Annotated in this window: 23 protein-coding genes and 1 pseudogene; 23 read left to right on the top strand and 1 reads right to left on the bottom strand. The window is 72.5% G+C overall.

From position 1 onward, the window contains the following. Positions 1–28 precede the first annotated feature (28 nt). The 20 genes and pseudogenes from ABEA42_RS07310 to trmD all read left to right on the top strand — a co-directional run bounded on the left by ABEA42_RS07310 (position 29) and on the right by trmD (position 19012). The gene (locus tag ABEA42_RS07310) at positions 29–490 is read left to right on the top strand and encodes a hypothetical protein (RefSeq protein WP_345502186.1); all 462 of its coding nucleotides are present in this window, start codon (positions 29–31) and stop codon (positions 488–490) included. After that, positions 487–1353 carry a hypothetical protein gene (locus ABEA42_RS07305; RefSeq protein ID WP_345502184.1) on the top strand — a complete coding sequence of 289 codons (867 nt, stop codon included), beginning with the start codon at positions 487–489 and terminating at the stop codon, positions 1351–1353. The genes ABEA42_RS07310 and ABEA42_RS07305 overlap by 4 nt, the downstream gene beginning before the upstream one ends. A gap of 9 nt (positions 1354–1362) precedes the next feature. After that, the gene (locus tag ABEA42_RS07300) at positions 1363–2007 is read left to right on the top strand and encodes a maleylpyruvate isomerase N-terminal domain-containing protein (protein WP_345502182.1); all 645 of its coding nucleotides are present in this window, start codon (positions 1363–1365) and stop codon (positions 2005–2007) included. 162 nt (positions 2008–2169) lie between these two features. Next, on the top strand, positions 2170–3501 hold the full coding sequence (locus ABEA42_RS07295) for an ammonium transporter (RefSeq protein WP_345502180.1): 1332 nt from the start codon (positions 2170–2172) through the stop codon (positions 3499–3501). After that, on the top strand, positions 3498–3836 hold the full coding sequence (locus ABEA42_RS07290; protein WP_056883635.1) for a P-II family nitrogen regulator: 339 nt from the start codon (positions 3498–3500) through the stop codon (positions 3834–3836). Before ABEA42_RS07295 ends, ABEA42_RS07290 begins: the two co-directional genes overlap by 4 nt. A 154-nt stretch (positions 3837–3990) precedes the next feature. After that, a complete protein-coding gene (locus ABEA42_RS07285) occupies positions 3991–6369 on the top strand; it encodes a [protein-PII] uridylyltransferase (RefSeq protein WP_345502178.1) in 2379 nt (792 codons plus the stop codon). 280 nt (positions 6370–6649) lie between these two features. Next, complete coding sequence (ffh, locus tag ABEA42_RS07280) at positions 6650–8248, top strand: signal recognition particle protein (protein WP_345502176.1); 1599 nt, start codon at positions 6650–6652, stop codon at positions 8246–8248. After that, positions 8245–9087: an alpha/beta fold hydrolase gene (locus ABEA42_RS07275; protein ID WP_345502174.1), complete on the top strand. Its 843-nt coding sequence runs from the start codon at positions 8245–8247 to the stop codon at positions 9085–9087. Before ffh ends, ABEA42_RS07275 begins: the two co-directional genes overlap by 4 nt. Before the next feature lie 53 nt (positions 9088–9140). Then, positions 9141–10226, top strand: a complete 1086-nt coding sequence (locus tag ABEA42_RS07270) for an amidohydrolase family protein (protein ID WP_345502172.1) — start codon at positions 9141–9143, stop codon at positions 10224–10226. Positions 10227–10404: 178 nt separating this feature from the next. Next, positions 10405–11436 (top strand): sulfate ABC transporter substrate-binding protein, encoded by a 1032-nt coding sequence (locus ABEA42_RS07265; RefSeq protein ID WP_345502170.1) that lies wholly within the window; start codon positions 10405–10407, stop codon positions 11434–11436. Between the two features lie 3 nt (positions 11437–11439). Then, positions 11440–12318: a sulfate ABC transporter permease subunit CysT gene (cysT, locus tag ABEA42_RS07260; protein WP_345502168.1), complete on the top strand. Its 879-nt coding sequence runs from the start codon at positions 11440–11442 to the stop codon at positions 12316–12318. Then, positions 12315–13121 (top strand): sulfate ABC transporter permease subunit CysW, encoded by an 807-nt coding sequence (gene cysW / locus ABEA42_RS07255; protein ID WP_345502167.1) that lies wholly within the window; start codon positions 12315–12317, stop codon positions 13119–13121. Before cysT ends, cysW begins: the two co-directional genes overlap by 4 nt. Then, positions 13118–13771: pseudogene (locus ABEA42_RS07250) on the top strand (sulfate/molybdate ABC transporter ATP-binding protein); the annotation flags it as partial. The gene cysW and the pseudogene ABEA42_RS07250, both read left to right, overlap by 4 nt. Positions 13772–13801: 30 nt before the next feature. Beyond that, positions 13802–14122 carry a TOBE-like domain-containing protein gene (locus ABEA42_RS18505; RefSeq protein WP_425572029.1) on the top strand — a complete coding sequence of 107 codons (321 nt, stop codon included), beginning with the start codon at positions 13802–13804 and terminating at the stop codon, positions 14120–14122. 50 nt (positions 14123–14172) lie between these two features. Continuing rightward, the gene (locus tag ABEA42_RS07245; protein ID WP_345502165.1) at positions 14173–14646 is read left to right on the top strand and encodes an RrF2 family transcriptional regulator; all 474 of its coding nucleotides are present in this window, start codon (positions 14173–14175) and stop codon (positions 14644–14646) included. Beyond that, positions 14643–16154 carry an SDR family NAD(P)-dependent oxidoreductase gene (locus ABEA42_RS07240; protein WP_345502163.1) on the top strand — a complete coding sequence of 504 codons (1512 nt, stop codon included), beginning with the start codon at positions 14643–14645 and terminating at the stop codon, positions 16152–16154. The genes ABEA42_RS07245 and ABEA42_RS07240 overlap by 4 nt, the downstream gene beginning before the upstream one ends. A gap of 229 nt (positions 16155–16383) precedes the next feature. After that, the gene (gene rpsP, locus ABEA42_RS07235) at positions 16384–16890 is read left to right on the top strand and encodes a 30S ribosomal protein S16 (RefSeq protein ID WP_345502162.1); all 507 of its coding nucleotides are present in this window, start codon (positions 16384–16386) and stop codon (positions 16888–16890) included. A gap of 2 nt (positions 16891–16892) precedes the next feature. After that, positions 16893–17135: an RNA-binding protein gene (locus ABEA42_RS07230; protein ID WP_056915145.1), complete on the top strand. Its 243-nt coding sequence runs from the start codon at positions 16893–16895 to the stop codon at positions 17133–17135. 93 nt (positions 17136–17228) lie between these two features. Next, positions 17229–17777 (top strand): ribosome maturation factor RimM, encoded by a 549-nt coding sequence (gene rimM / locus ABEA42_RS07225; RefSeq protein WP_345502161.1) that lies wholly within the window; start codon positions 17229–17231, stop codon positions 17775–17777. Positions 17778–17788: 11 nt separating this feature from the next. Next, a complete protein-coding gene (gene trmD / locus ABEA42_RS07220; protein WP_345502613.1) occupies positions 17789–19012 on the top strand; it encodes a tRNA (guanosine(37)-N1)-methyltransferase TrmD in 1224 nt (407 codons plus the stop codon). 10 nt (positions 19013–19022) lie between these two features. Here the strand turns inward: trmD and ABEA42_RS07215 are convergent, their stop codons facing one another. Next, on the bottom strand, positions 19023–19781 hold the full coding sequence (locus ABEA42_RS07215; protein ID WP_345502160.1) for an ABC transporter permease: 759 nt from the start codon (positions 19779–19781) through the stop codon (positions 19023–19025). Between the two features lie 225 nt (positions 19782–20006). Here ABEA42_RS07215 and rplS point away from each other — a divergent pair, with 225 nt between their 5' ends. The 3 genes from rplS (at position 20007) to lepB (ABEA42_RS07200) (ending at position 22617) form a co-directional block, all read left to right on the top strand. Continuing rightward, positions 20007–20366: a 50S ribosomal protein L19 gene (gene rplS, locus ABEA42_RS07210; RefSeq protein ID WP_056883648.1), complete on the top strand. Its 360-nt coding sequence runs from the start codon at positions 20007–20009 to the stop codon at positions 20364–20366. Positions 20367–20506: 140 nt separating this feature from the next. Then, positions 20507–21226 (top strand): signal peptidase I, encoded by a 720-nt coding sequence (lepB, locus tag ABEA42_RS07205; RefSeq protein ID WP_345502158.1) that lies wholly within the window; start codon positions 20507–20509, stop codon positions 21224–21226. After that, positions 21223–22617, top strand: a complete 1395-nt coding sequence (gene lepB / locus ABEA42_RS07200; protein WP_345502156.1) for a signal peptidase I — start codon at positions 21223–21225, stop codon at positions 22615–22617. The genes lepB (ABEA42_RS07205) and lepB (ABEA42_RS07200) overlap by 4 nt, the downstream gene beginning before the upstream one ends. The last annotated feature ends 3 nt before the right edge of the window (positions 22618–22620 follow it).

Below are 22620 nucleotides of genomic sequence, written 5' to 3'. Positions count from 1 at the left end.
GCCACACCCCATGGCCTACCCTGTGGGCGTGGAGACGGGGGTCGTGCGGCTGGGCGCCGCGGCGAAGGCCTGGCGTGCCGCAGTGGTCCTGGTCCTCACCGGCCTGTTCTGCGCGGGCTCCCTCGTGGGCGACGACCACTGGTGGCCGTTCAGCCCCTGGCGCATGTTCTCCACGTCGCAGGCCCCCACCGGCGCCGTCTGGTCCACCGGCATCGAGGTGCAGACCGCCGACGCGCCGGGGAAGTGGGTCCCCGCCCCGCTCACACCCGGCAACACCGGGCTCAACCGCGCCGAGATCGAGGGTCGCATCCCGCAGATCGAGGCCGACCCCGCCCGCCTGGGCACCCTCGCGCGCAGCCACGCCGAGCTGCGCCCGACCTCCGCGGCCTGGACCGCCCTGCGCGTCGTCCGCCGCCAGGTCGTGGTCGTCGACAGCCGGCCGACCGGCGAGGTGCGTGCGGAGGTCCTCGCGCAGTGGACCGCGCCGTGAGCCGCCTCTGGGGGTGGCTCTTCACGCCGATGCCCCTGGCCCGGGTGGCCACCCTGCGCCTGCTCGTCTTCGCCTTCGTGGTCGTCGACGTGCTCGGGCTGCACACCTCCGGCTGGTACCACGGTTGGGCCGACCCGGTCTGGTACGAGCCGCTCGTCATGGGCAGGGTGCTGCACCTGCCGGCCGCGACCGTGCTCCTGGTGCAGGTGCTGAAGTGGGGCTGTGTCGCGGCGGCGCTCGCCGCGATGACCGGGCGCGCCCCACGCCTGCTCGGGTGGACCGTGGCCGTGGGCTGGGTCTGGTACCAGTACGTCGCCTTCAGCTACGGCAAGGTCGACCACGACCGGGCCGACTTCGTCGTCGCCCTCGCCCTGCTGCCGACCGTGGGGCTGGCCCACCTGGACGACCGCAGGCGCAGCGAGGCGGCCGGGCTGGCCCTGCGTGCCGTGCAGCTGGCCGCGGTCGCCACCTACTTCCTGTCGGCCTGGGCCAAGGTCCGGTTCGGCGGCTGGGACTGGGTCAACTCGGCGACGATGGTCCGCGCGGTGGTCCGCCGCGGCACCCCGTGGGCGCAGTGGCTGCTCGAGGCGCCGTGGACCCTGCACGCCTTCCAGTGGGTGCTGTTCACCGCCGAGCTGACCTCACCGGTGATCTTCGTGCTGTCGGAGCGCTGGCGCCGTCGTGTGGTGGCGGCCTGGTTCGTCTTCCACGCCATGACCTACGCAGCCATCACCATCGCGTTCTGGCCGCACCTGGTGATGATGCTCGCCTTCCTGCCCCTGGAGCAGTACGCGGCGCGGCTGCGTACGCGGCTCGCGCGCCGCGAGGAGCGTTCGGGTGCCCCGGTGGGAAGCGCTGGCTAGCATCGCGGGATGAGCCGAGCCGACCACGTCGCCGCCTTCCTCGCCGCCGTCGACCTCACCTGGGAGCTGGCCAACACCGCACCGGTACGGGACTCCTGGTCGCAGGAGAGCAGCTGCGCCGGGATGACCGTCGGTGGGCTGACCCACCACCTGCTCAACCAGGCGGGCAACACCGCCAGGGGCCTGCAGGCCGACCCGCGGCCCGATGAGCCCATCCCGCTGCTCGCGCACTACGAGAGCGCCGCCTGGGTGCGCGCGGACCTCGACGACGAGGTCAACGTCGGCATCCGGGAGGGCGACAACGAGCGCGCCCTGGCCGGTCCGGACGCCGTGCTCGCCGCCGCACGGGAGGACATCGACGCCCTGCCGGACCTGCTGACCCGCCCGCGTGACCCCGACACCATCTTCATCCCGTGGCAGGGCTGGGCGCTGACCACCGAGGACTTCCTGACCACCCGCATGATGGAGATGGTCGTGCACGGCGACGACCTCGCGAGCAGCGTCGGGCTCGAGGCGCCCACCTACCCCGAGGGCGTCATCACCCCGGTGCTCGGCCTGCTCACCGGGGTCGCAGTGCGGCGCCACGGGCAGACCGCGGTCGTGCGGGCCCTGAGCCGGCCCCAGCGGGCACCCGAGGTCGTCTCCGCCTTCTGAGCGTTCCCGACGGCCCGCTCCCACCGGCGTGCCCACCGCCGCTCCCACCATGCGAGACGTGCACCCGCCCTTTACCTGATGCTTACCGTTGCGACGATCCGCTAACACGCCCGTAACACGTCCCGCGCACCCCGGAAACGCGCCCTCGGCACAGTTCTGGCCATGGAGATCAACACCGGCGACACCGCTTGGGTCCTGGCCAGTGCCGCGTTGGTGCTGTTCATGACCCCCGGTCTGGCCCTTTTCTACGGCGGCATGGTCAGGAGCAAGAGCGTCCTGAACATGATGATGATGAGCTTCATCGCACTCGGCACCATCTCGGTGTCCTGGGTGCTGTGGGGCTACAGCGAGGCGTTCGGCGAGTCGTGGAACGGCCTCATCGGCAACCCCTTCCAGCACTTCGGCCTCGACGGCCTGCTGGGGGAGCGCGTCTTCGGCACCATCCCGGCCGCGGCGTTCGTGGCCTTCCAGTCGGTCTTCGCGATCATCGCGGTGGCCCTCGTCAGCGGCGCCATCGCCGACCGGGCGAAGTTCACCGCCTGGACCCTGTTCACGGTCGTGTGGGCGACCATCGTCTACTTCCCGGTCGCGCACTGGGTCTTCGCCTTCGACGGCTTCGCCGCCGACAAGGGCGGGTGGATCGCCAACCAGCTCAAGGCGATCGACTTCGCCGGCGGCACGGCCATCCACATCAACGCCGGCGCGGCCGGCCTGGCCCTCGCGTTCGTCCTCGGCAAGCGGGTCGGGTTCGGCAAGGACCCGATGCGCCCGCACAACCTCACCCTCGTGATGATCGGCGCGGGCATCCTGTGGTTCGGCTGGTTCGGCTTCAACGCCGGCTCGGCCCTGGCCGCCAACGGCACCGCCGCGGTCGCGTGGGTCAACACCCTCGCCGCCACCGGTGCGGCGATGCTCGGCTGGCTCCTCGTGGAGAAGCTGCGCGACGGCCACCCGACCTCCCTCGGTGCCGCCTCCGGCGTCGTCGCGGGCCTCGTGGCCATCACCCCCGCCTGCTCGGCCCTCACCCCCGTGGGCTCGGTCGTCCTCGGCGTCCTCGCCGGAGCGGTCTGCGCCTACGCGGTCGGCCTCAAGTTCAGGTTCGGGTTCGACGACAGCCTCGACGTCGTCGGCGTCCACCTCGTGGGCGGCCTCGTCGGCACCATCGGCATCGGCTTCCTGGGGAGCGCCAGCGCCCCGGCCGGTGTGGACGGTCTCTTCTACGGCGGTGGCGTCGACCAGCTGTGGCGCCAGGTCGTCGGAGCACTGGCCGTGCTCGTCTACTCCTTCGTGGTGACCTACGTGATCGGGACGGTCATCCAGAGGACGATGGGCTTCCGCCTCGAGACCGAGGCCGAGGTCGCTGGCATCGACCTCGAGGAGCACGCTGAGACCAGCTACGACATCAACGGCCTCGCGAGTGGACGGTTCGGATCCGGTTCGGGTTCGGCGATCTCCACCACGGCGACCAAGACCCACGAGGGAGCGTCCGCATGAAGCTCGTGACCGCCATCATCAAGCCCCACCAGCTCGACGAGGTCAAGGAGGCCCTGGAGGCCTACGGGATCTCCGGGATGACCGTCAGCGAGGCGTCCGGCTACGGCCGCCAGCGCGGCCACAGCGAGGTCTACCGCGGTGCCGAGTACACCGTCGACTTCGTGCCGAAGGTCCGGGTCGAGGTCCTGGTCGACGACATCGACGCCGGCTCGGTGGCCGACGTCATCCTCAAGTCGGCCCAGACCGGGCGGATCGGCGACGGCAAGATCTGGACGGTCCCCGTCGAGGACGTCGTCCGGGTCCGTACCGGCGAGCGCGGTGTCGACGCCCTCTGAGCGAGGGCGACAGGCGCACCACCTGACCACCACACCCATCGGGCCGGTGCCCGGGACCTCAGGTCCCGGGCGCCGGCCCTCTCACGTCGTCGCGCTAACACGGACGTAACACGGTTGCGCACTCTGCGAAACGACGCCCGGGCACAGTGGGGCCATGACAGTCGAGCAGACCGACCTGGCGGCCCGACGCCTGGACCTGGCGGGGGCCCGCGGCTTCGACGCCCCCGGCGCGGGGCAGGCCCGCCGCGCCGCCATCGCCGCCCTGACCCGTGACTGGCTGGGGCAGGCGTGGGAGCACGCGCTCGACGGCCGCGGCAGCGAGGGCATCGCCCTGGCCGCGGTCGGCAGCCTGGCCAGGGGCGACGCCGGCCCCCTCAGCGACGTCGACCTCGTCCTGCTCCACTACGGGCGCTCGCTGAGCGGCGAGGACCTGCGCGGGCTCGCCGACCGCATCTGGTACCCGGTGTGGGACGCCGGCATCCGCCTCGACCACTCGGTCCGCACCGTCAACCAGTGCCGCACCGTCGCCTCGGGCGACCTCACCGCCGCCGTCGGGCTGCTCGACCTGCAGTGCGTCGCCGGGGACCCCGAGGTCGTCTCGGCGGCGCGGTCCACCGTCTCCCACGACTGGCGGGCCAACGCCCGGCGCCGGCTGCCGCAGCTCGTCGACGGGCTGCGGGCGCGCCACGCGCGGCACGGCGACCTCTCCCAGAGCCTCGAGGCGGACCTCAAGGAGGCGCACGGCGGCCTGCGCGACATGACGGTGCTGAACGCCCTCGTCGCCGCGTGGCTCACCGACCGCCCCCACGGCGGGGTCGACGAGGCCCACCGCACCCTGCTCGACGTGCGCGACGCCGTGCACGTGGTCACGGGCAAGGGACGCGACCGCCTCACCCGGGAGGACCACGACGCGGTCGCTGCGCTGCTCGGTCACCAGGACGCCGACGAGCTGCTCACCGAGGTCGCGACGGCCGGGCGGACCATCGCCTACGCCCTCGACGGCACCGTACGCCGCGCCGGCCAGTCCCAGCGCGCGCGGACCCTTCGGGTGGGGCCCCGTCGTCCGCAGCTGAACCCGTTGGGGTTCGGCATGTTCGAGCACGACGGTGAGGTGGTCCTCGGGCCGCGGAGCACCCTGTCCACGGACGCCCTGCTGCCCCTGCGGGCGGCGGTCGTGGCGGCCCGCAACAACCTGCCCATCGCGCCGACCACCCTGGCCAACCTGGCGGGCCAGCCGCCGTCGCTGCCGGAGCCGTGGCCCGAGATCGCTCGAGACCTGTTCGCGGACCTGCTGGCCACCGGCCCCGGGCTCATCGGGGTCTGGGAGGGGCTCGACCAGGCGGGAATCGTCGACCGCTGGCTGCCCGAGTGGGCCGCCGTGCGCTCGCGCCCCCAGCGCAGCCCCGTGCACCGGCACACCGTCGACCGCCACCTCATCGAGACCGTCGTCATCGCCGGGGGACTGGTGCGCGGCGTCAGCCGGGCCGACCTGCTCCTGCTGGCGGCGCTGCTGCACGACATCGGGAAGGTGGCCGGCGCCCACGACCACAGCGCGACGGGTGCACCGCTGGCATCCGCCATCGCCACCCGGCTCGGCTACCCGGCCGCCGACGTGGAGGTCGTGACCACGCTGGTGCGCGAGCACCTCACGCTCATCGACCTCGCCACGCGGCGGGACCACCAGGACCCCGGCACGGTCACGGCCGCCCGGGCGTGCGTCGGCGGCTCGCGGGAGGTCTTCGACCTGCTCGTGGCCCTCACCGAGGCCGACGCCTCGGCAGCCGGCCCACAGGCATGGACCGACTGGCGCGCCACCCTGCTGCGCCAGCTCGCCGAAGCCGCCCGCACCGGGTGGGAGGAAGGAAGCATGCCGCCACCCGCAGAGACCACTGCCGTCGACGCCGCGGACCTCGAGTCCGTGGCGTCGGGGGAGCCCAGGGTCGTCATCCGCCCGCAGGGCGGCTCCTACCGCATCGACGTCTTCGACCGTGACCGGCTGGGGCTGTTCGCCGACACCGCGGGCCTGCTGGCGGCGTACGGGCTCGTCGTGCGCACCGCGATCCTGCGCACCGTCGACGGGGTCGCCGCCAACGAGTGGCACGTGGAGAGCCCGAGCACCGAGCCCCCGGACGAGGAGCGCATCGTCCGTGGCCTGGAGCGCCTCGCCCAGGGCGACCGCGGGCCGCTGGGGCTGCTCGACCGCCGGCGCCAGTTCGCCTCCCGCCCGAGTGCCCAGGCCGGTACGGGGTCGCCGGGACAGGCGCGCGCGCTGGTGGTCCCGCACGCCTCGCAGGAGGCCACCGTGATCGAGGTGCGCGCCCAGGACCGGCCCGGCCTGCTGCACGAGCTCGGCATGGGGTTCGCCAAGGCAGGGCTTTCCGTGCGGTCGGCGCACATCGCGACGTACGCGGGGCAGACGCTGGACACGTTCTACGTCACCGAGTTCGGCGGCCGGCTCCTCACGCCGGCCAAGGTGGCGCAGACCGTGGCGATGGTCATCGACACCTGCGACGGGACGGTGGCCGGCTCGTGAGGCGTGTCGGCGGCGTCTGACCAGCCAGCGACCCTGCCCCGAAGTCTGGGACTTCGGGGCATTCCGCGCCCGGGAGACCCGAAGTCTGGGACTTCGGCTGTCCGGCCCCTGGGAGGCCCGAAGTCTGGGACTTCGGGTGATACCGCGCCCGGGAGGCCCGAAGTCCGGGACTTCGGGTGATACCGCGCCCGGGAGCCCCGAAGTCCGGGACTTCGGGTGGTGGTGACCGGCTCGTGAGGCGTGTCGGTGTGCTCCTCGCCGACCGATTAGCCTAGGCCCCGTGTTCACGTCTCTCTCCGACCGCCTGACCGCCACCTTCAAGAACCTCCGGGGCAAGGGGCGGCTGTCCGAGTCCGATGTCAACGCCACCGTGCGCGACATCCGCCTCGCCCTGCTCGACGCCGACGTCTCGCTGCCCGTGGTGAAGCACTTCACCTCGGCGGTGCGCGAGCGCGCGCTCGGCGCGGAGGTCTCGGGCGCGCTGAACCCGGGCCAGCAGGTCGTCAAGATCGTCAACGAGGAGCTCGTCGGCATCCTCGGTGGCCAGACGCGCACGATCCGGTTCGCCAAGAACCCGCCCACCGTGATCATGCTCGCGGGTCTGCAGGGTGCCGGTAAGACCACCCTCGCCGGCAAGCTGGCGCGCTGGCTGAAGGAGCAGGGGCACACCCCCATCCTCGTCGCCGCCGACCTCCAGCGCCCCAACGCCGTCACCCAGCTCGAGGTCGTAGGCGAGCGCGCCGGCGTCCCCGTCTACGCCCCCGAGCGCGGCAACGTCGGCGGCCACGACGCGGTCGGTCCCACGGGAGAGGGGACCCGCTCCTTCGGCGACCCGGTCGGGGTGTCGCGGGACGGTATCGAGCACGCGCGGCGCAACCAGCACGACGTGGTCATCGTCGACACCGCCGGACGCCTCGCGGTCGACGCCGACCTCATGCAGCAGGCCGCCGACATCCGCACCGCGATCTCGCCCGACGAGGTCCTGTTCGTCATCGACGCGATGATCGGCCAGGCCGCGGTCGAGACCGCCCAGGCCTTCCAGGAGGGTGTCGACTTCACCGGCGTCGTCCTGTCCAAGCTCGACGGCGACGCCCGCGGTGGCGCCGCGCTGTCGGTCGCGTCGGTCACCGGCCGCCCGATCATGTTCGCCAGCACCGGCGAGGGCGTGAAGGACTTCGAGGTCTTCCACCCCGACCGCATGGCCTCGCGCATCCTCGACATGGGTGACGTGCTGACCCTCATCGAGCAGGCGGAGAAGGCGTTCGACGCCCGCCAGGCCGAGGAGATGCAGCGCAAGTTCCTCGCCGAGGAGGACTTCACCTTCGACGACTTCCTCGACCAGATGGCCGCCCTGAAGAAGATGGGTGGGCTGAAGTCGATGCTCGGCATGATGCCGGGCATGGGCCAGATGAAGGCCCAGCTCGACAACCTCGACCCGCGCGAGTTCGACCGCATCGAGGCGATGGTGCGCTCCATGACGCCCTTCGAGCGGACCCACTCCAAGCAGATCAACGGCTCCCGCCGGCTGCGCATCGCCAAGGGCGCGGGCGTGCAGGTGTCCGAGGTCAACGGCCTGCTCGAGCGCTTCACCGAGGCGCAGAAGATGATGAAGCAGCTCGCCCGCGGCGGTGGCCTCCCCGGGATGCCGGGCATGCCGGGGATGGGCGGGGGCAAGCGCGGCAAGCAGCAGCCCCAGCGCAAGAAGTCCAAGTCGGGCAACCCCGCCAAGCGGGCCGCCGAGGAGCGCGCTGCCGCCGAGAAGGCCAAGGGCGTCAAGGCCGGTGGCGGCTCCGCCTTCGGGTCCGGGCCCGCCGGGGCACCCTCGGACATCGACCCTGCCAAGCTGCCGGCCGGCTTCGAGAAGTTCCTCGGCCGGTGACCGCCGGCGCCGTGACGCCGGCACCGCTCAACACCCTGTCGGTGGGTACCGGCGGCCCCCGGGTCGCGTTCCTCCACGGCCTCTTCGGCCAGGGGCGCAACTGGACCCAGGTCGCCAAGGCCCTCGCCGGCCCCGACGGGTCGGGCGCGCGCTGCACCCTGGTCGACCTGCCCGACCACGGACGGTCGCCGTGGAGCACCGAGTTCTCGTTCAGTGCGTATGCCGACGCGGTCGCGGCGACCCTGCGCTCCATCGACCCCGGCGCGCGCTGGATGGTCGTCGGCCACTCCCTCGGGGGCAAGACGGCGATGCTGCTCGCGCTGCAGCACCCGGACCTGGTGGCCCGCCTCGTGGTCGTCGACATCGCGCCGAAGTCCTACGGCAGCCTCGACCGGTTCAGCGGCTACATCGCCGAGATGGAGCGGCTGCCGCTGGGGTCGCTGGCCAACCGGGCCGACGCCGAGGCCCGCTTCGACGAGCCCGACCCGGGGGTCAAGGCGTTCCTGCTGCAGAACCTGCGCCGCGACGGCGACTCGTGGCGCTGGCAGGCCAACCTCGGACTGTTCTCCGCGGACGCGGCCAAGGGCACGGGGTCGCTCATCGCGGACTGGCCGGACACCGCAGGTGACCTCGCGCCGTACGAGGGGCCGGTCCTGTGGGTGGCGGGCTCGGAGTCGGCCTACATCGCCGACGAGGACCTGCCGGCCATGCAGGCGCTGTTCCCGAAGGTGCGCCAGCTGACCGTCAAGGGCGCCTCGCACTGGGTGCACACCGACGCCCCGGACGTGGTCGTCGAGGCCCTTCGCCGCTTCGTGCGACCGCTCGCCGACCAGTCCTGAGGACGCCGGCGGCCGCGCGCGCCGAGCCGGGGCGCCCTCGCTAGGGTCGGCGCATGGCAACGGTGCTGCACCTGCAGGGTGAGGTCCTCGTCGGCCCGGAGGACGTGCGCCCCGATGCGTGGGTCGTCGGTGGGCGGCTGACCTTCGAGCGGCCCACCGCTGCGGGCTCGGACGTGCAGACGCTGCGCGGGTGGGTCCTGCCCGGGCTGGTCGACGCCCACTGCCACGTGGGCCTCGACGCCCACGGCGCGGTCGACGACGCGACCTCGGAGAAGCAGGCCCTGGCCGACCGGGACGCAGGCACCCTGCTCATCCGCGACGCCGGGTCACCGGCGGACACGCGGTGGGTCGACGAGCGCGACGACCTGCCCAAGATCATCCGGGCCGGGCGCCACATCGCGCGCACGCGCCGCTACATCCGCAACTTCGCCCACGAGATCGAGCCCGACCAGCTCGTCGAGCGCGTGCGGCTCGAGGCCCGGGCCGGCGACGGCTGGGTCAAGCTCGTGGGGGACTGGATCGACCGCGACACCGGCGACCTCTCGCCGTGCTGGCCCGTCGACGTCCTCACCGACGCCATCGCGGCCGCGCACGAGGAGGGGGCGCGGGTCACGGCGCACTGCTTCGGCGAGGCCTCCCTCTACGACTTCGCCGCGGCCGGCACCGACTGCATCGAGCATGCCACGGGCCTGGAACCCGAGACCATCGCCCAGTTCGCCGAGCAGCAGATCGCCATCGTCCCCACGCTGGTCAACATCGCGACCTTCCCGGCGATCGCCGAGCCGGCACGGGAGAAGTTCCCCGACTACCACCGTCGGATGATCGCCCTGCACGACCGGCGCTACGCCACCATCGCCGCCGCCCGGGAGGCCGGCATCCCGATCTACCTCGGCACCGACGCCGGCGGCTCGCTGCGGCACGGCCTCGTCGCCGACGAGGCCCACGAGCTCACCAGGGCCGGCCTGACCGCCACCGAGGCGCTGTACGCAGCCACGTGGGGCGCCCGCGCCTGGCTCGGCCGCCCCGGCCTGGAGGAGGGGGCCGACGCCGACCTCGTGGTCTACACCGCCGACCCGCGGCGGGAGATCCGCGCGCTGTCCGCCCCCGCGCACGTGGTGCTGCGCGGCGCCGAGGTCTGACGCGCCGTACCACCGCGCACGCCGGGCCGGGGCCTGTCATCCACCAGTTGGAGTAGTCACGCCACCATCCGAGATGGCCCGGTCGGGCGGTTGACCCCCATACGTACCCTCGCAGAAACTCCTACTTAACTCATAGGACTAAGGGGTTCTGGCACACCGCCGGAAGAGGGAGAGACACATGAGACACAGGAACATCGTCACCGTGACGGGGGTGCTGTCCGCCGGGGCGCTGGTGCTGAGCGCGTGCGCCGGGGGATCGAGCGACACCGTCGGGGCCTCGGCCGGCGGGGGCGGCGCGGTCAAGAGCACGCTGCAGCTCTACGCCTACTCGGCGCCGAAGGTGGGCTACGACAAGGTCATCCCGGCCTTCACCAGGACCGCCGCAGGCAAGGGAGTGCAGTTCGAGCAGTCCTACGGCCCGTCCGGCGACCAGTCCCGCAAGGTCGCCGCAGGTGCCCCCGCGGACTTCGTCAACTTCTCCGTGGAGCCCGACATCACCCGCCTGGTCGACGCCGGCCTGGTGGCCAAGGACTGGAACGCCAACCAGTACAAGGGGATCCCGTTCGGCTCGGTGGTCACCATCGTCGTGCGCAAGGGCAACCCCAAGGGCATCAAGGACTGGGACGACCTGCTCAAGCCGGGTGTCGAGGTGGTCACCCCCAACCCGTTCAGCTCGGGTAGCGCGAAGTGGAACCTGCTCGCCCCGTACGCGGCCAAGAGCAACGGGGGCAAGGACCAGGCCGCAGGCCTCGCCTACATCGAAAAGCTCGTCACCGGTCACGTCAAGGTCCAGCCCAAGTCCGCACGCGAGGCGACCGAGACGTTCCTGCAGGGGACCGGTGACGTCCTGCTCAGCTACGAGAACGAGGCACTGTTCGCCGAGCGCAGCGGTGACCCCGTGCAGCACGTGACGCCACCGACGACGTTCAAGATCGAGAACCCCGTCGCGGTGCTGTCCAAGAGCAAGAACCTCGCGAAGGCCAAGGCGTTCGACGACTACCTGTTCACGCCGGAGGCCCAGAAGCTCTTCGCCGAGGCCGGCTTCCGCCCCGTGGACCAGAACGTCGCCAAGGACTTCGCCGCCGACTTCCCGGCGCCGCAGAAGCTCTGGACGATCGACGACCTCGGAGGGTGGAAGACCGTCGACGGGACCCTGTTCAAGAAGGAGACGGGCTCCATCGCCCTCATCTACGACAAGGCGACGCAGTAAGCCATGACTGCCACCCTCTTCCGCAGGGCCGAGGTGCCGGCCCTGCCGGCGCCGGAGGCGCCCCCGACCCCGGGGGCGCCCAAGGCGCGCCACGGCCTGGGCCGCCCCCTCGGGGTCGGGCTGGTCGGCCTCTGGCTCAGCCTCATCGTCCTGCTGCCGCTGGCAGCGCTCACCGTGGCCTCCTTCGACCAGGGCTGGTCCGGCTTCTGGGACGCCGTGACCGCCCCGGTCGCGCTCGCCTCGCTGCGGGTCACCATCCTGGTGTCGGTCGTCGTGGCCCTGGTCAACGCGGTCATGGGCACCCTCATCGCGTGGGTGCTCGTCCGTGACGACTTCCCCGGCAAGCGGTTCGTCGACGCCCTGATCGACCTGCCGTTCGCCCTGCCGACCATCGTCGCCAGCATCGTGCTGCTCTCGCTGTACGGCCCGAGCAGCCCCATCGGCATCCACCTCAACGCCACGAGGCCGGGGCTGCTCGTCGCCCTCGCGTTCGTCACCCTGCCGTTCGTCGTCCGCTCCGTGCAGCCGGTGCTCATCGAGGCCGACCGCGAGGTCGAGGAGGCCGCGGCCTCCCTCGGCGCCTCGGGCTGGACGACGTTCCGCCGGATCGTGCTGCCCACCCTGGCCCCGGCCGTGATCGGCGGCACCGGCCTGTCGTTCGCGCGGGCCATCGGGGAGTACGGCTCGGTGGTGCTCATCGGGGGCAACATCCCCCGCAAGACCCAGGTGACGTCGCAGTACATCCAGCAGCAGATCGAGATCGACCGCCCCGTCAACGCGGCCGCGGTCTCGGTGGCGCTGCTGGCGATCGCGTTCGTCACCCTGTTCGTCCTGCGGCTGTTCGCCAGCCGCAGCCAGCGCCGCGAGGAGGCGTCCGCATGAGGACCTCGACCGGTACCCGGCTCACGCTGCGCACCATCGCCCTGGGCTACCTGTTCGCCCTCCTCGCCGTCCCGATCGCGCTCATCCTGTGGCGCACCTTCGGCGACGGGTTGGGCGCCTTCATCGACTCCGTCCGCACCCCCGCGGCGATCTCGGCGCTCAACCTGTCGCTGCTCATCGTGGCCATCGTGGTCCCGCTCAACGTGGTGTTCGGCGTCGCCACCGCCCTCGCGCTCGTCCGCGGCAGCTTCCCGGGCCGCGGGTTGCTGCAGGCCGTCGTGGACCTGCCGTTCGCCGTCTCGCCCATCGTGGTCGGCGTGTCGCTGATCATGCTGTGGGGTGTCGACGGCTGGTTCGGCGGCCTGGACCGCCTGGGCATCCAGGTCATCTTCGGGCTGCCGGGGATGGTGCTCGCCACGATCTTCGTGACGCTGCCCTTCGTCGTGCGTGAGGTCGAACCGGTGCTGCACGAGATCGGCACCGACCAGGAGCAGGCCGCCGCCACCCTGGGCGCCTCTTCGTGGCAGACCCTGTGGCGCATCACGATCCCGGCGATCCGCTGGGGCCTGACGTACGGCGTGGTGCTCACCATCGCTCGCTCCCTCGGCGAGTTCGGAGGGGTCATCATGGTCAGCTCCGGCTTCCCCGGCGTGTCGCAGACCCTGACCCTGCTCGTCCACTCCCGCTACATCGACGACCACAACGTCTACGGCGCCTACGCCGCCGCCACGCTCCTCATGGGCCTGGCCGTCCTGACGTTGCTGCTGATGACCGTTCTCGACCGCAAGAGGAGCACGACATGATCACCGTGACCGGTGCCAGCAAGAGCTACGGCGACTTCGCCGCCCTCGACGACGTCAGCCTCGAGATCCCGGCCGGCACGCTCACGGCGCTGCTCGGCCCCAGCGGCTCGGGCAAGTCGACGCTGCTGCGTTCGATCGCCGGGCTCGAGCGGCTCGACGCCGGGACGGTGGTCATCGGCGGACGCGACCTCACCGCGGTGGCACCGCAGAAGCGCGGGATCGGGTTCGTCTTCCAGCACTACGCGGCGTTCAAGCACATGACCGTGCGCGACAACGTCGCGTTCGGGCTGAGCATCCGCAAGCGCCCGAAGGCCGAGATCGCCAGGAAGGTCGACGACCTCCTCGAGATCGTCGGGCTCGACGGGTTCCAGCACCGCTACCCGGCCCAGCTCTCCGGCGGCCAGCGCCAGCGGATGGCCCTCGCCCGGGCGCTCGCCGTCGACCCCGAGGTGCTGCTGCTCGACGAGCCCTTCGGCGCCCTCGACGCCAAGGTGCGGGCCGACCTGCGCCAGTGGCTGCGCCGGCTGCACGACGAGGTCCACGTGACCACGGTCCTGGTCACCCACGACCAGGAGGAGGCGCTCGACGTCGCCGACCGCATCGCCGTCCTCAACAAGGGACGCATCGAGCAGGTCGGTGACCCCGTGTCGCTGTACGACAGCCCCGCCAACGACTTCGTCATGTCCTTCCTGGGGTCGGTCGCCACCCTCAACGGGGTTCTGGTGCGCCCGCACGACATCGAGCTCGAGCGCGAGGCCTCCGTGGAGCTCGTCCCGCAGGGCCACGCGGCACCGGCGCGGGTCCGTGCACGGGTGGAGCGGATCGTGCGCCTCGGCTTCGAGGTGCGCGTCGACCTGGCCACGGACCCGGGGGAGCGGTTCGCCGTGCAGATGACGCGCTCGCAGGCGGCCGACCTCGACCTGCGGGTCGGCGAGACCGTGTTCGCCCGTGCCTCCCGGGGGCAGGACCCGCAGCTCGTGGGCGCCAGCGCCGCGATCTGAGGCGCCCTCCGCGAGGTGCGGATTCGGATGTCTGCCGGGCATGCGGGAGGATGCCCTCCGTGGACATCTCGGCACGCACTGAATACGCAGTCCGGGCCATGCTCATCCTCGCGGAGGCGTCGGCCACGGCCAGTGGCCCGGTCAGCGTGGAGAGCCTGGCGCTGCGCCAGTCACTGCCCCGCAAGTTCCTCGAGACGATCGCCGCCGACCTCAAGAACGCCGGTCTGCTGCGCAGCACCCGAGGCGCGCGCGGGGGCTACGCCCTGACCCGCGAGCCACGCGACATCACCCTCGGCGACGTCTTCCGGGCCGTGGACGGCCCGCTCGCGGAGGTGCGCGGGCTGCGGCCCCACGAGACCAGCTACGAGGGCGTGGCCGAGCACCTGCCGACGGTGTGGGTCGCGGTGCGCGCCAGCCTGCGCTCGGTCCTCGACGAGACATCGCTCGCCGACGTGCTCTCCGGCGAGCTGCCCGAGCGTGTGTCCGCCCTCGCCGCCGACCCCGACGCGTGGCGGAGCCGATGACCGCGCCCACCGACCTGCAGCAGATCGACCCCGACGACCTGGCCACCGCCCTGCGGGTGCTCGAGCAGCTCCCCGACCTCGACGCCGGGCACCCCGACATCGAGACCATCAAGCGGGCCACCGGCCGGATGTACAAGCGGGTCCGCAAGACGCGTCGCCGCGAGGCCCTGCGCCCCCAGGTCGAGCACGACGAGGCCGTCATCGCCCGCACCGCGACCGGATCGCCCATGCGGATCGACGACGAGACCCGCGGCATCCCGCTGGTGTCCAGCGTCCGCGGTGCCCACGCCGGCGAGCTCATCAAGCCGCGCGGCTGCTACATCTGCAAGGCCGAGTACACCCTCGTCGACGCGTTCTACCACTGGCTGTGCCCCGACTGCGCCGAGCTCAGCCACGCCAAGCGCGACCAGCGCACCGACCTCACCGGCCGTCGCGCCCTGCTCACCGGCGGCCGCGCCAAGATCGGGATGTACATCGCGCTGCGCCTGCTGCGCGACGGTGCCCACCTCACCATCACCACGCGGTTCCCCCGTGACGCGGCCCGGCGCTTCGCGGCGCAGGAGGACGCGGCCGACTGGATCCACCGCCTCAAGGTCGTCGGCATCGACCTGCGCGACCCCACGCAGGTCGTCGCGCTCGCCGACGAGGTCGCCGCAGCCGGCCCGCTCGACATCCTCATCAACAACGCCGCCCAGACGGTCCGCCGCTCACCGGGCTCCTACGGCCACCTCGTCGACGGCGAGAACGCCCCGCTGCCGCAGGGTGTCGACCTGCCCGAGCTCGTGACGTTCGACCGGATCAGCGAGGCCCACCCGGCCAACCTCATCGGCACCCTGCGCGAGCACCAGGTCGCGCACCACGAGGGGGAGTCGCCCGAGCACGCCGAGCAGGTGCTCGCCGAGCGTTCGGCCGCCTCGATGACGGCCATGGCGCTCTCGGCGGGCCACGCGAGCCTCGACGCCCACCTCGCCGGCACTGCTCTCGACGCCGGTGGCCTGCTGCCCGACACCCAGGTCAACAACTCCTGGACCCAGAAGGTCGAAGAGGTCGACCCGCTCGAGCTGCTCGAGGTCCAGCTCTGCAACGCCACGGCGCCGTTCATCCTCGTGTCCCGGCTGCGTCCGGCGATGCGGGCCGCGGTCGCAGCCGGGGCCCGGCGGGCCTACGTCGTCAACGTCTCGGCCATGGAGGGCCAGTTCTCGCGCCGCTACAAGGGCGCCGGGCACCCGCACACCAACATGGCCAAGGCCGCGCTCAACATGCTGACCCGCACCAGCGCGGGGGAGATGTTCGAGACCGACCGCATCCTCATGACCGCGGTCGACACCGGCTGGATCACCGACGAGCGCCCCCACCACGAGAAGCTGCGGATCGCCGCCGAGGGATGGCACGCCCCGCTCGACCTCGTGGACGGCGCCGCCCGCGTCTACGACCCGATCGTCCGCGGCGAGGCGGGCGAGGACGTGTACGGGTGCTTCGTGAAGGACTACCGCCCCAGCCCCTGGTGAGCCCGCCCGCGGTAGCCGCGCAGCGCGTGGTCGGGGGCACCCCCGGCCATCTGGCAGAATGGGTGGCTGTACCCGTCCAGGCACGGGCCCCTCGTACGGCACGGAGCACGCCTCCGGCCGCCGCGACTGGCCTCCTGGCTCTGGAACGCCTACACCGGGTTCCGGCACCCCGCGCGAACCGTGCGCGGTCTCGCCGTGCCCACAACACGAACAAGGAGACACCACCACCGTGGCCGTCAAGATCCGTCTGAAGCGCATGGGCAAGATCCGTGCACCGTTCTACCGCGTCGTCGTCATGGACTCGCGCGCCAAGCGCGATGGCCGGGCCATCGAAGAGATCGGCAAGTACCACCCCACCGAGGAGCCCTCGCTCATCGACATCGACTCCGACCGCGCGCAGTACTGGCTCGGCCAGGGCGCCCAGCCCACCGAGGCCGTCGCCGCGCTGCTCAAGGTCACCGGTGACTGGCAGAAGTACAAGGGCGAGCCCGGCACCGAGGGCACCCTCAAGGTCAAGGCTGCCAAGCCGTCCAAGAAGGAGCTCTACGAGGCTGCCATCGCCGCCGCCGGCAAGGCCGACGCGGGCACCGACACGGCCACCACGCCGAAGAAGAAGGCCGCCAAGAAGGCTGACGAGGCCCCCGTCGAGGAGCCCAAGGCCGAGGAGGCCAAGGCTGACGAGGCCGCGACCACGGAGGCCCCGGCCGCCGAGGCCGCCGCCACGGACAAGGCCTGACCGTGCTGGAGGAGGCGCTCGAGCACCTCGTCAAGGGCATCGTCGACCACAAGGACGAGGTTGCCGTTCGACGCAAGGAGCTCCGCCGCGGTGAGGTGCTCGAGGTCCGGGTCCACCCCGAGGACCTCGGGCGCGTGATCGGTCGCTCCGGTCGCACCGCGAGCGCCCTGCGCACCGTCATGGGTGCGCTGGCCGGCGGCCATACCGTCCGGGTCGACATCGTCGACACCGACAAGGTCCGCTGACCGCGCACCGACAACCGGTCGTTCCGAGGGCCGCTGGGACCACGTCCCGGCGGCCCTCGGCATGTCCCCACCCACCCTGAGAGGATCGTGGCCATGCCTGCCACCGACCAGCTGCTCGTCGCCCGCATCGGCAAGCCGCACGGCCTGCGCGGTGAGGTCACCGTCCAGACCCACACCGATGACCCCGAGCGCCGCTTCGTCCCCGGTGTCGTCTTCGCCACCGAGGCGCCGGCCGGCTCCGGGGTGCCCCGCGCCCTGACCCTGGCCACGGCCCGCCTCCACCGCGAGATCTGGCTGCTCGGCTTCGAGGAGGTCCCCGACCGCACCGGCGCCGAGGGCCTTCGCGGCACCCGCCTGTTCGTCGCCCTCGGTGACGTCGTCGACGACGCCGACGACGACGAGGACGGCTGGTACGAGGACGAGCTCGTGGGGCTGGCCGTGGTCGACACGACGGGTGCCGCCGTCGGGGAGGTGGCCGGCCTCGAGACCGGTCCCGCCCAGGACCTGCTCGTCGTCACCCTGGCCACCGGCGGGCAGGCCCTCGTGCCGTTCGTCGAGGCGATCGTCCCCGAGGTGGACCTCGAGGCCCGTCGCGTCGTCATCGACCCGCCGCCCGGCCTGCTCGAGCTCGCCGGGGAGTGACCCACCCGACCATGCGCCTCGACGTCGTCTCGATCTTCCCCGACTACCTCGCGCCGCTCGACCTGTCGCTCATCGGCAAGGCCCGGCGCGACGGCCTGCTCGACCTGCGTGTCCACGACCTGCGCGACTTCGCCCACGACCGCCACAAGAGCGTCGACGACACCCCGTACGGCGGTGGCGCCGGCATGGTCATGAAGCCCCAGCCGTGGGCCGAGGCGCTCGCCGCCGTCGCCGGGTCGGGCGCCGAGGGCGCCCGCCCCAGGCTGGTCGTCCCGGGACCGGGAGGCGCGCCGTTCACCCAGGCGATGGCCCGCGAGCTGGCCGCCGAGCCGTGGCTCGCCTTCGCCTGCGGGCGCTACGAGGGGATCGACGAGAGGGTCTACGAGTACGCCGCGCAGGACCTCGGCCTCGAGGTGTCCGTGGTCTCCCTCGGCGACTACGTGCTCAACGGGGGAGAGGTCGCCGTGCTGGCGATCGTCGAGGCCGTCGCCCGGCTCCTGCCCGGGGTCATCGGCAACGCCGAGTCGCTCGTCGAGGAGTCGCACGAGGACGGACTGCTCGAGTACCCCGTCTTCACCAAGCCCGCGTCGTGGGAGTCCGCCCCCGGCGTCACCCGCGACGTCCCGACGGTGCTGCTGTCCGGCGACCACGGCGCGATCGCGCGCTGGCGCCACCAGCAACGGCTCGAGCGCACCGCGGCCCGCCGCCCCGACCTCCTGCACGGCTCCCAGGCTGCGCCGGGCTCGTCCGCGTCCGGCGCGCTGGCCTCCTTCGACGTGGCGCTCGCCACCCCCGCCGACGCCCCGGAGCTGCTCACCCTCTCGCGCGCCTGCTGGGTCACCGAGGGGCGGGCCAACGCGTCCTTCGACATCCCGCCGCTCGTCGAGTCGCTCGAGGACGTGGTGGCCGGGCTGGGCGAGTGGCAGACGTGGACGGTGCGCTCCGAGGGACGGCTCGTCGGTTCCGTGCGCGCGCGCCGCGACCCCACGGACGAGACGACCTGGCAGGTCGGCCGGCTCATGGTCGCCCCTGACCTCCAGGGCCGCGGGCTGGGCCGGGCGCTGCTCGCCCACGCCGAGGCCGTGGCCCCTGCGGACGTCTCCACGTACTGGATCAACACCGGGCGCGCCAGCGAGCGCAACCTGCGCACCTACCGCAGGGCCGGGTACCGCGCCGTGCCCGGCGAGGGCGCCTACCCCGGCACCGTGGACCTCACCAAGCGGCGGCGCGGCTAGCGCGTCCTGCTCAGTCGACCAGGGCGGCGCGCAGGTCGGGCGACACGAGCCGCCGCGCGGCCACGAGGCGCTCGGCCACACCCACGGTGACGGTCTGGGCCGCCATGATGCCGAACAGCACGAGGACCTGTGCCGTCGCCGCCTGCACGGGCGAGCCCCCGCCGAGCATGACCCCGATGAACGCGCCCGGCAGCGTGACCACCCCGGTGGTCTTCACCTGGTCGAGACCCGGCAGCAGCGCCTCGGGCGCGCGTCGGTGGACGATCTCGCGGATGGCCTGGCCGGGCAGCAGGCCCAAGGACAGTGCCGCCTCGTACTGCGCGTGCTCGTCGCGCAGCGCTGCGAACGCCCGGCGTCCCACGAGGGTGTGGGCGGTCATGGCGTTGCCGACGATGATCCCGGCGACGGGGATGATGGCGATGCCCTCCGCCGGGATGGTGCCGGTCGCCAGCACGACCACGAGGACGGGCACGACCCCGGCGGCCATGGCGAGGGCGGCAGCCGGCCAGGACGCGGGCGCCTCCACGCGCCGGGACGTCGTCAGGACCCCGAGGGCGAACATGACGAGCACGAGCAGCACCGACAGCCAGAGGTGCGAGACGACCGAGGTGATGAGCACCGCGGCGATGCCCAGCTGGGCGATGGCGCGGACGGCGGCCACGAGCGAGGAGCGCTCGAGGCCGTAGCCGTTGACCCGGTGGGCGCCGAGGGCCACGACCAGCAGGGCCACGAGGGCGACGGCGACCGGCCAGCCCGGGTTGATGCTCACGCGGGCAACGCTAGTCGGCCGCGATTTCGGCGGCAGAGCACCCTCGTGGCAGAATGACTCCTTGCGTCTGCTCGACCCACGCCCCTGCCACAGGGGGAGTGCGACGGCACCGGCCCCGGTGCCCGGCCCACCAGCCACGCACGCGGCGCAGGCAGTACGCACCACCACACCAAGCACGACTACACCCTGGGCGACCTGTGGCGCCGAGAAGAAAGCGAATCCGCCATGCAGCGTTTCGACGAGATCGACAAGGCATCCCTGCGCGACGACGTCCCCGCGTTCCGCGCCGGTGACACCATCAACGTCCACGTCAAGGTCGTCGAGGGCACCCGCTCGCGCGTCCAGGTCTTCAAGGGCGTCGTGATCCGCCGCCACGGTGGTGGCGTCGGCGAGACCTTCACCGTCCGCAAGGTCTCCTTCGGTGTCGGCGTGGAGCGCACGTTCCCGCTGCACACCCCCATCATCGAGAAGATCGAGGTCGTCACCCGCGGTGACGTCCGTCGCGCGAAGCTGTACTACCTGCGCGACCTGCGCGGCAAGGCCGCCAAGATCAAGGAGAAGCGCGAGACGACCCCCGCCAAGTAGGGCGAAGTCATCTCGACCCTCGGGTGCCCCGGCACGACCGACCCAGACTCGAGGGTTAGGCTCCGGAAGCGATGAACCCCGGACCCGGAACACCCCAGCAGGAACCGGCCGCCGCGTCAGCACGCGCTGACGCGGCGGCGGTGTCCGCGCCCGTCGACGACGCCCCCGCGAACGCGGTCGGCGCGACCGCCGACGACCGGAGGCAGGGGCCCTCGTGGCTGCTGCTCGCCGGCGTGGCGGTGGTGGTGATGCTCCTGGTCCGGGGTTTCCTCGTGCAGTCGTTCTACGTGCCCTCCGGGTCGATGGAACCCACGATCGAGCCGGGCGACCGGATCCTGGTCAACAAGCTCGCGTCCGGTGACGACCTCACCCGCGGCGACGTGGTCGTGTTCGACGGGACGACCACCTTCGCCGTCGCCGACCGCAGCCCCCACCAGGCCGACGGCCTGGTCGGGCGGACCCTCTCGGGCGCGGCGTCGGCGGTCGGCATCGACCTCGGTGAGCAGGACTTCGTCAAGCGCGTCGTCGGCCTGCCCGGCGACCACGTCGTGTGCTGTGACGCCGACGGGCGCCTCACCGTCAACGGCAAGGCCGTCAAGGAGGACTACCTGTACCCCGGCGACAAGCCCAGCGAGCTCACCTTCGACGTCACGGTCCCGGCCGGGCGCCTCTGGGTGATGGGCGACCACCGCAGCGACAGCGCCGACTCCCGCGCCCACCTCGGCGACCCGGGCGGCGGCATGGTGCGCGTGCAGGACGTCGTCGGTCGCGCAGTCGTGACGTTCTGGCCCCTCGGCCGGCTGGGCGGCCTGCCCAGCCCCGCCGCCCTCGCGGACATCCCCCGGGCAGGCCAGCGGTGACCCGCGCCCCCGGTGGGGAGGACCGCAGCTGGCTCGGGTTCGACCGCGACCAGGCGTCCTCCGGCCCCCAGGGCCCCGGCGCCGAGGACGGCAGCACCCAGCGCGGCGTCCACGACGCTCCGGCCGGCCCCTGGCTGCGCCACGACCTCGAGCCCGGCCAGCCCGTCGACGCCACCGGTGACGCCCCTGTCGCCCCCGGTGACGGCGGGACGGCGCGGGGTGAGGGCCGCGCGTCCGGGCACGACCCGGCCTGGCTCGAGCCCGAGCTCGACGTGCCTGCGGCTGCGTACGGTCCCCACGACGATGCGGCGGACCCCGCGGACCCAAGGGACCCGGCGGACCCGGCGGACCCGCGCCGACCGGCTCACGCCGAGTACCCCGCGAGCGGAGCCCGCGACGACGACCGGCACGACACGGGCGTGCCCCCCACGTTGGGAGCAGGGCAGATGGACGACGACGACGCCACCCGCCCCCGCCACCGGGGTGACGCGGCCGGCGGCGACGGCGCCGTTGTCGACGCCGCCGGTGTCGACGCCGCCGGTGTCGGCGGCGGCGACCGCGAGGACGATGGCGGGGAGGCGGGCCCGCTGGCCGTGGTCGGCGCAGCGGTCAAGGAGTTCGCCATCGTCGTCGGCATGGCGCTGGTGCTCTCGTTCATCGTCAAGACCTGGCTGCTCCAGGCGTTCTACATCCCGTCGGGGTCGATGGAGGACACCCTCGTCCTCAACGACCGGGTCATCGTCAGCAAGCTCACGCCGGGCCCCATCGACCTCGAGCGGGGCGACATCGTGGTGTTCGCCGACCCCGGCAACTGGCTCGAGGAGACGCCTGCGGTGCCGCACGGCAAGGTCGTCACCGCGGTTCGCGAGGCCATGACGTTCGTCGGACTGCTGCCCGACAACTCCGAGAACCACCTGATCAAGCGGGTCATCGGCCTGCCGGGCGACCACGTCGTGTGCTGCGACGAGGGCGGCCGCATCACCATCAACGGTGCCGCGATCAAGGAGCCCTACCTCAAGCCCGGCGACGCGGCGAGCGAGCAGGACTTCGACATCACCGTGCCCAGGGGCCGCGTGTGGGTGATGGGTGACCACCGCTCCAACTCCGCCGACTCCCGCGCGCACGACAGCCCGGAGGACAACGGCAGCCAGGGCTCGGTCGACGAACGCCTCATCGTCGGTCGCGCGGTCGCGCTGGTCTGGCCGCTGGACCACCTGACGTGGCTGTCCAACCCCCATGCCGTGTTCGCCAAGGTGCCCGCACCGAGCTCCCAGGGCGCGACGGTGGGGCAGCAGGCACCGGCCGGAGGAACCACCACCGGCAGCGGCGGGGCCGAGGTGCCGGGCAACGACACCGACGGCAGCACGGGCACCACGGACAGCGGGGGCTGAGCC

This window comes from Pedococcus ginsenosidimutans, from assembly GCF_039544395.1.
GTDB classification, from domain to species: Bacteria; Actinomycetota; Actinomycetes; order Actinomycetales; family Dermatophilaceae; genus Pedococcus; species Pedococcus ginsenosidimutans.
The sequence above is the reverse complement of the archived record's forward strand: the minus strand, read 5'-3'. Positions and strand labels throughout refer to the sequence as shown.

Bases quoted from the DNA above. Each gene is read 5' to 3' on its own strand.
- ABEA42_RS07300 (WP_345502182.1), top strand. From the start codon at position 1,363: ATGAGCCGAGCCGACCACGTCGCCGCCTTCCTCGCCGCCGTCGACCTC.
- ABEA42_RS07295 (WP_345502180.1), top strand. From the start codon at position 2,170: ATGGAGATCAACACCGGCGACACCGCTTGGGTCCTGGCCAGTGCCGCG.
- ABEA42_RS07290 (WP_056883635.1), top strand. From the start codon at position 3,498: ATGAAGCTCGTGACCGCCATCATCAAGCCCCACCAGCTCGACGAGGTC.
- ABEA42_RS07285 (WP_345502178.1), top strand. From the start codon at position 3,991: ATGACAGTCGAGCAGACCGACCTGGCGGCCCGACGCCTGGACCTGGCG.
- ABEA42_RS07270 (WP_345502172.1), top strand. From the start codon at position 9,141: ATGGCAACGGTGCTGCACCTGCAGGGTGAGGTCCTCGTCGGCCCGGAG.
- ABEA42_RS07265 (WP_345502170.1), top strand. From the start codon at position 10,405: ATGAGACACAGGAACATCGTCACCGTGACGGGGGTGCTGTCCGCCGGG.
- cysT (WP_345502168.1), top strand. From the start codon at position 11,440: ATGACTGCCACCCTCTTCCGCAGGGCCGAGGTGCCGGCCCTGCCGGCG.
- cysW (WP_345502167.1), top strand. From the start codon at position 12,315: ATGAGGACCTCGACCGGTACCCGGCTCACGCTGCGCACCATCGCCCTG.
- ABEA42_RS18505 (WP_425572029.1), top strand. From the start codon at position 13,802: ATGTCCTTCCTGGGGTCGGTCGCCACCCTCAACGGGGTTCTGGTGCGC.
- ABEA42_RS07245 (WP_345502165.1), top strand. From the start codon at position 14,173: ATGCCCTCCGTGGACATCTCGGCACGCACTGAATACGCAGTCCGGGCC.
- ABEA42_RS07240 (WP_345502163.1), top strand. From the start codon at position 14,643: ATGACCGCGCCCACCGACCTGCAGCAGATCGACCCCGACGACCTGGCC.
- rimM (WP_345502161.1), top strand. From the start codon at position 17,229: ATGCCTGCCACCGACCAGCTGCTCGTCGCCCGCATCGGCAAGCCGCAC.
- trmD (WP_345502613.1), top strand. From the start codon at position 17,789: ATGCGCCTCGACGTCGTCTCGATCTTCCCCGACTACCTCGCGCCGCTC.
- rplS (WP_056883648.1), top strand. From the start codon at position 20,007: ATGCAGCGTTTCGACGAGATCGACAAGGCATCCCTGCGCGACGACGTC.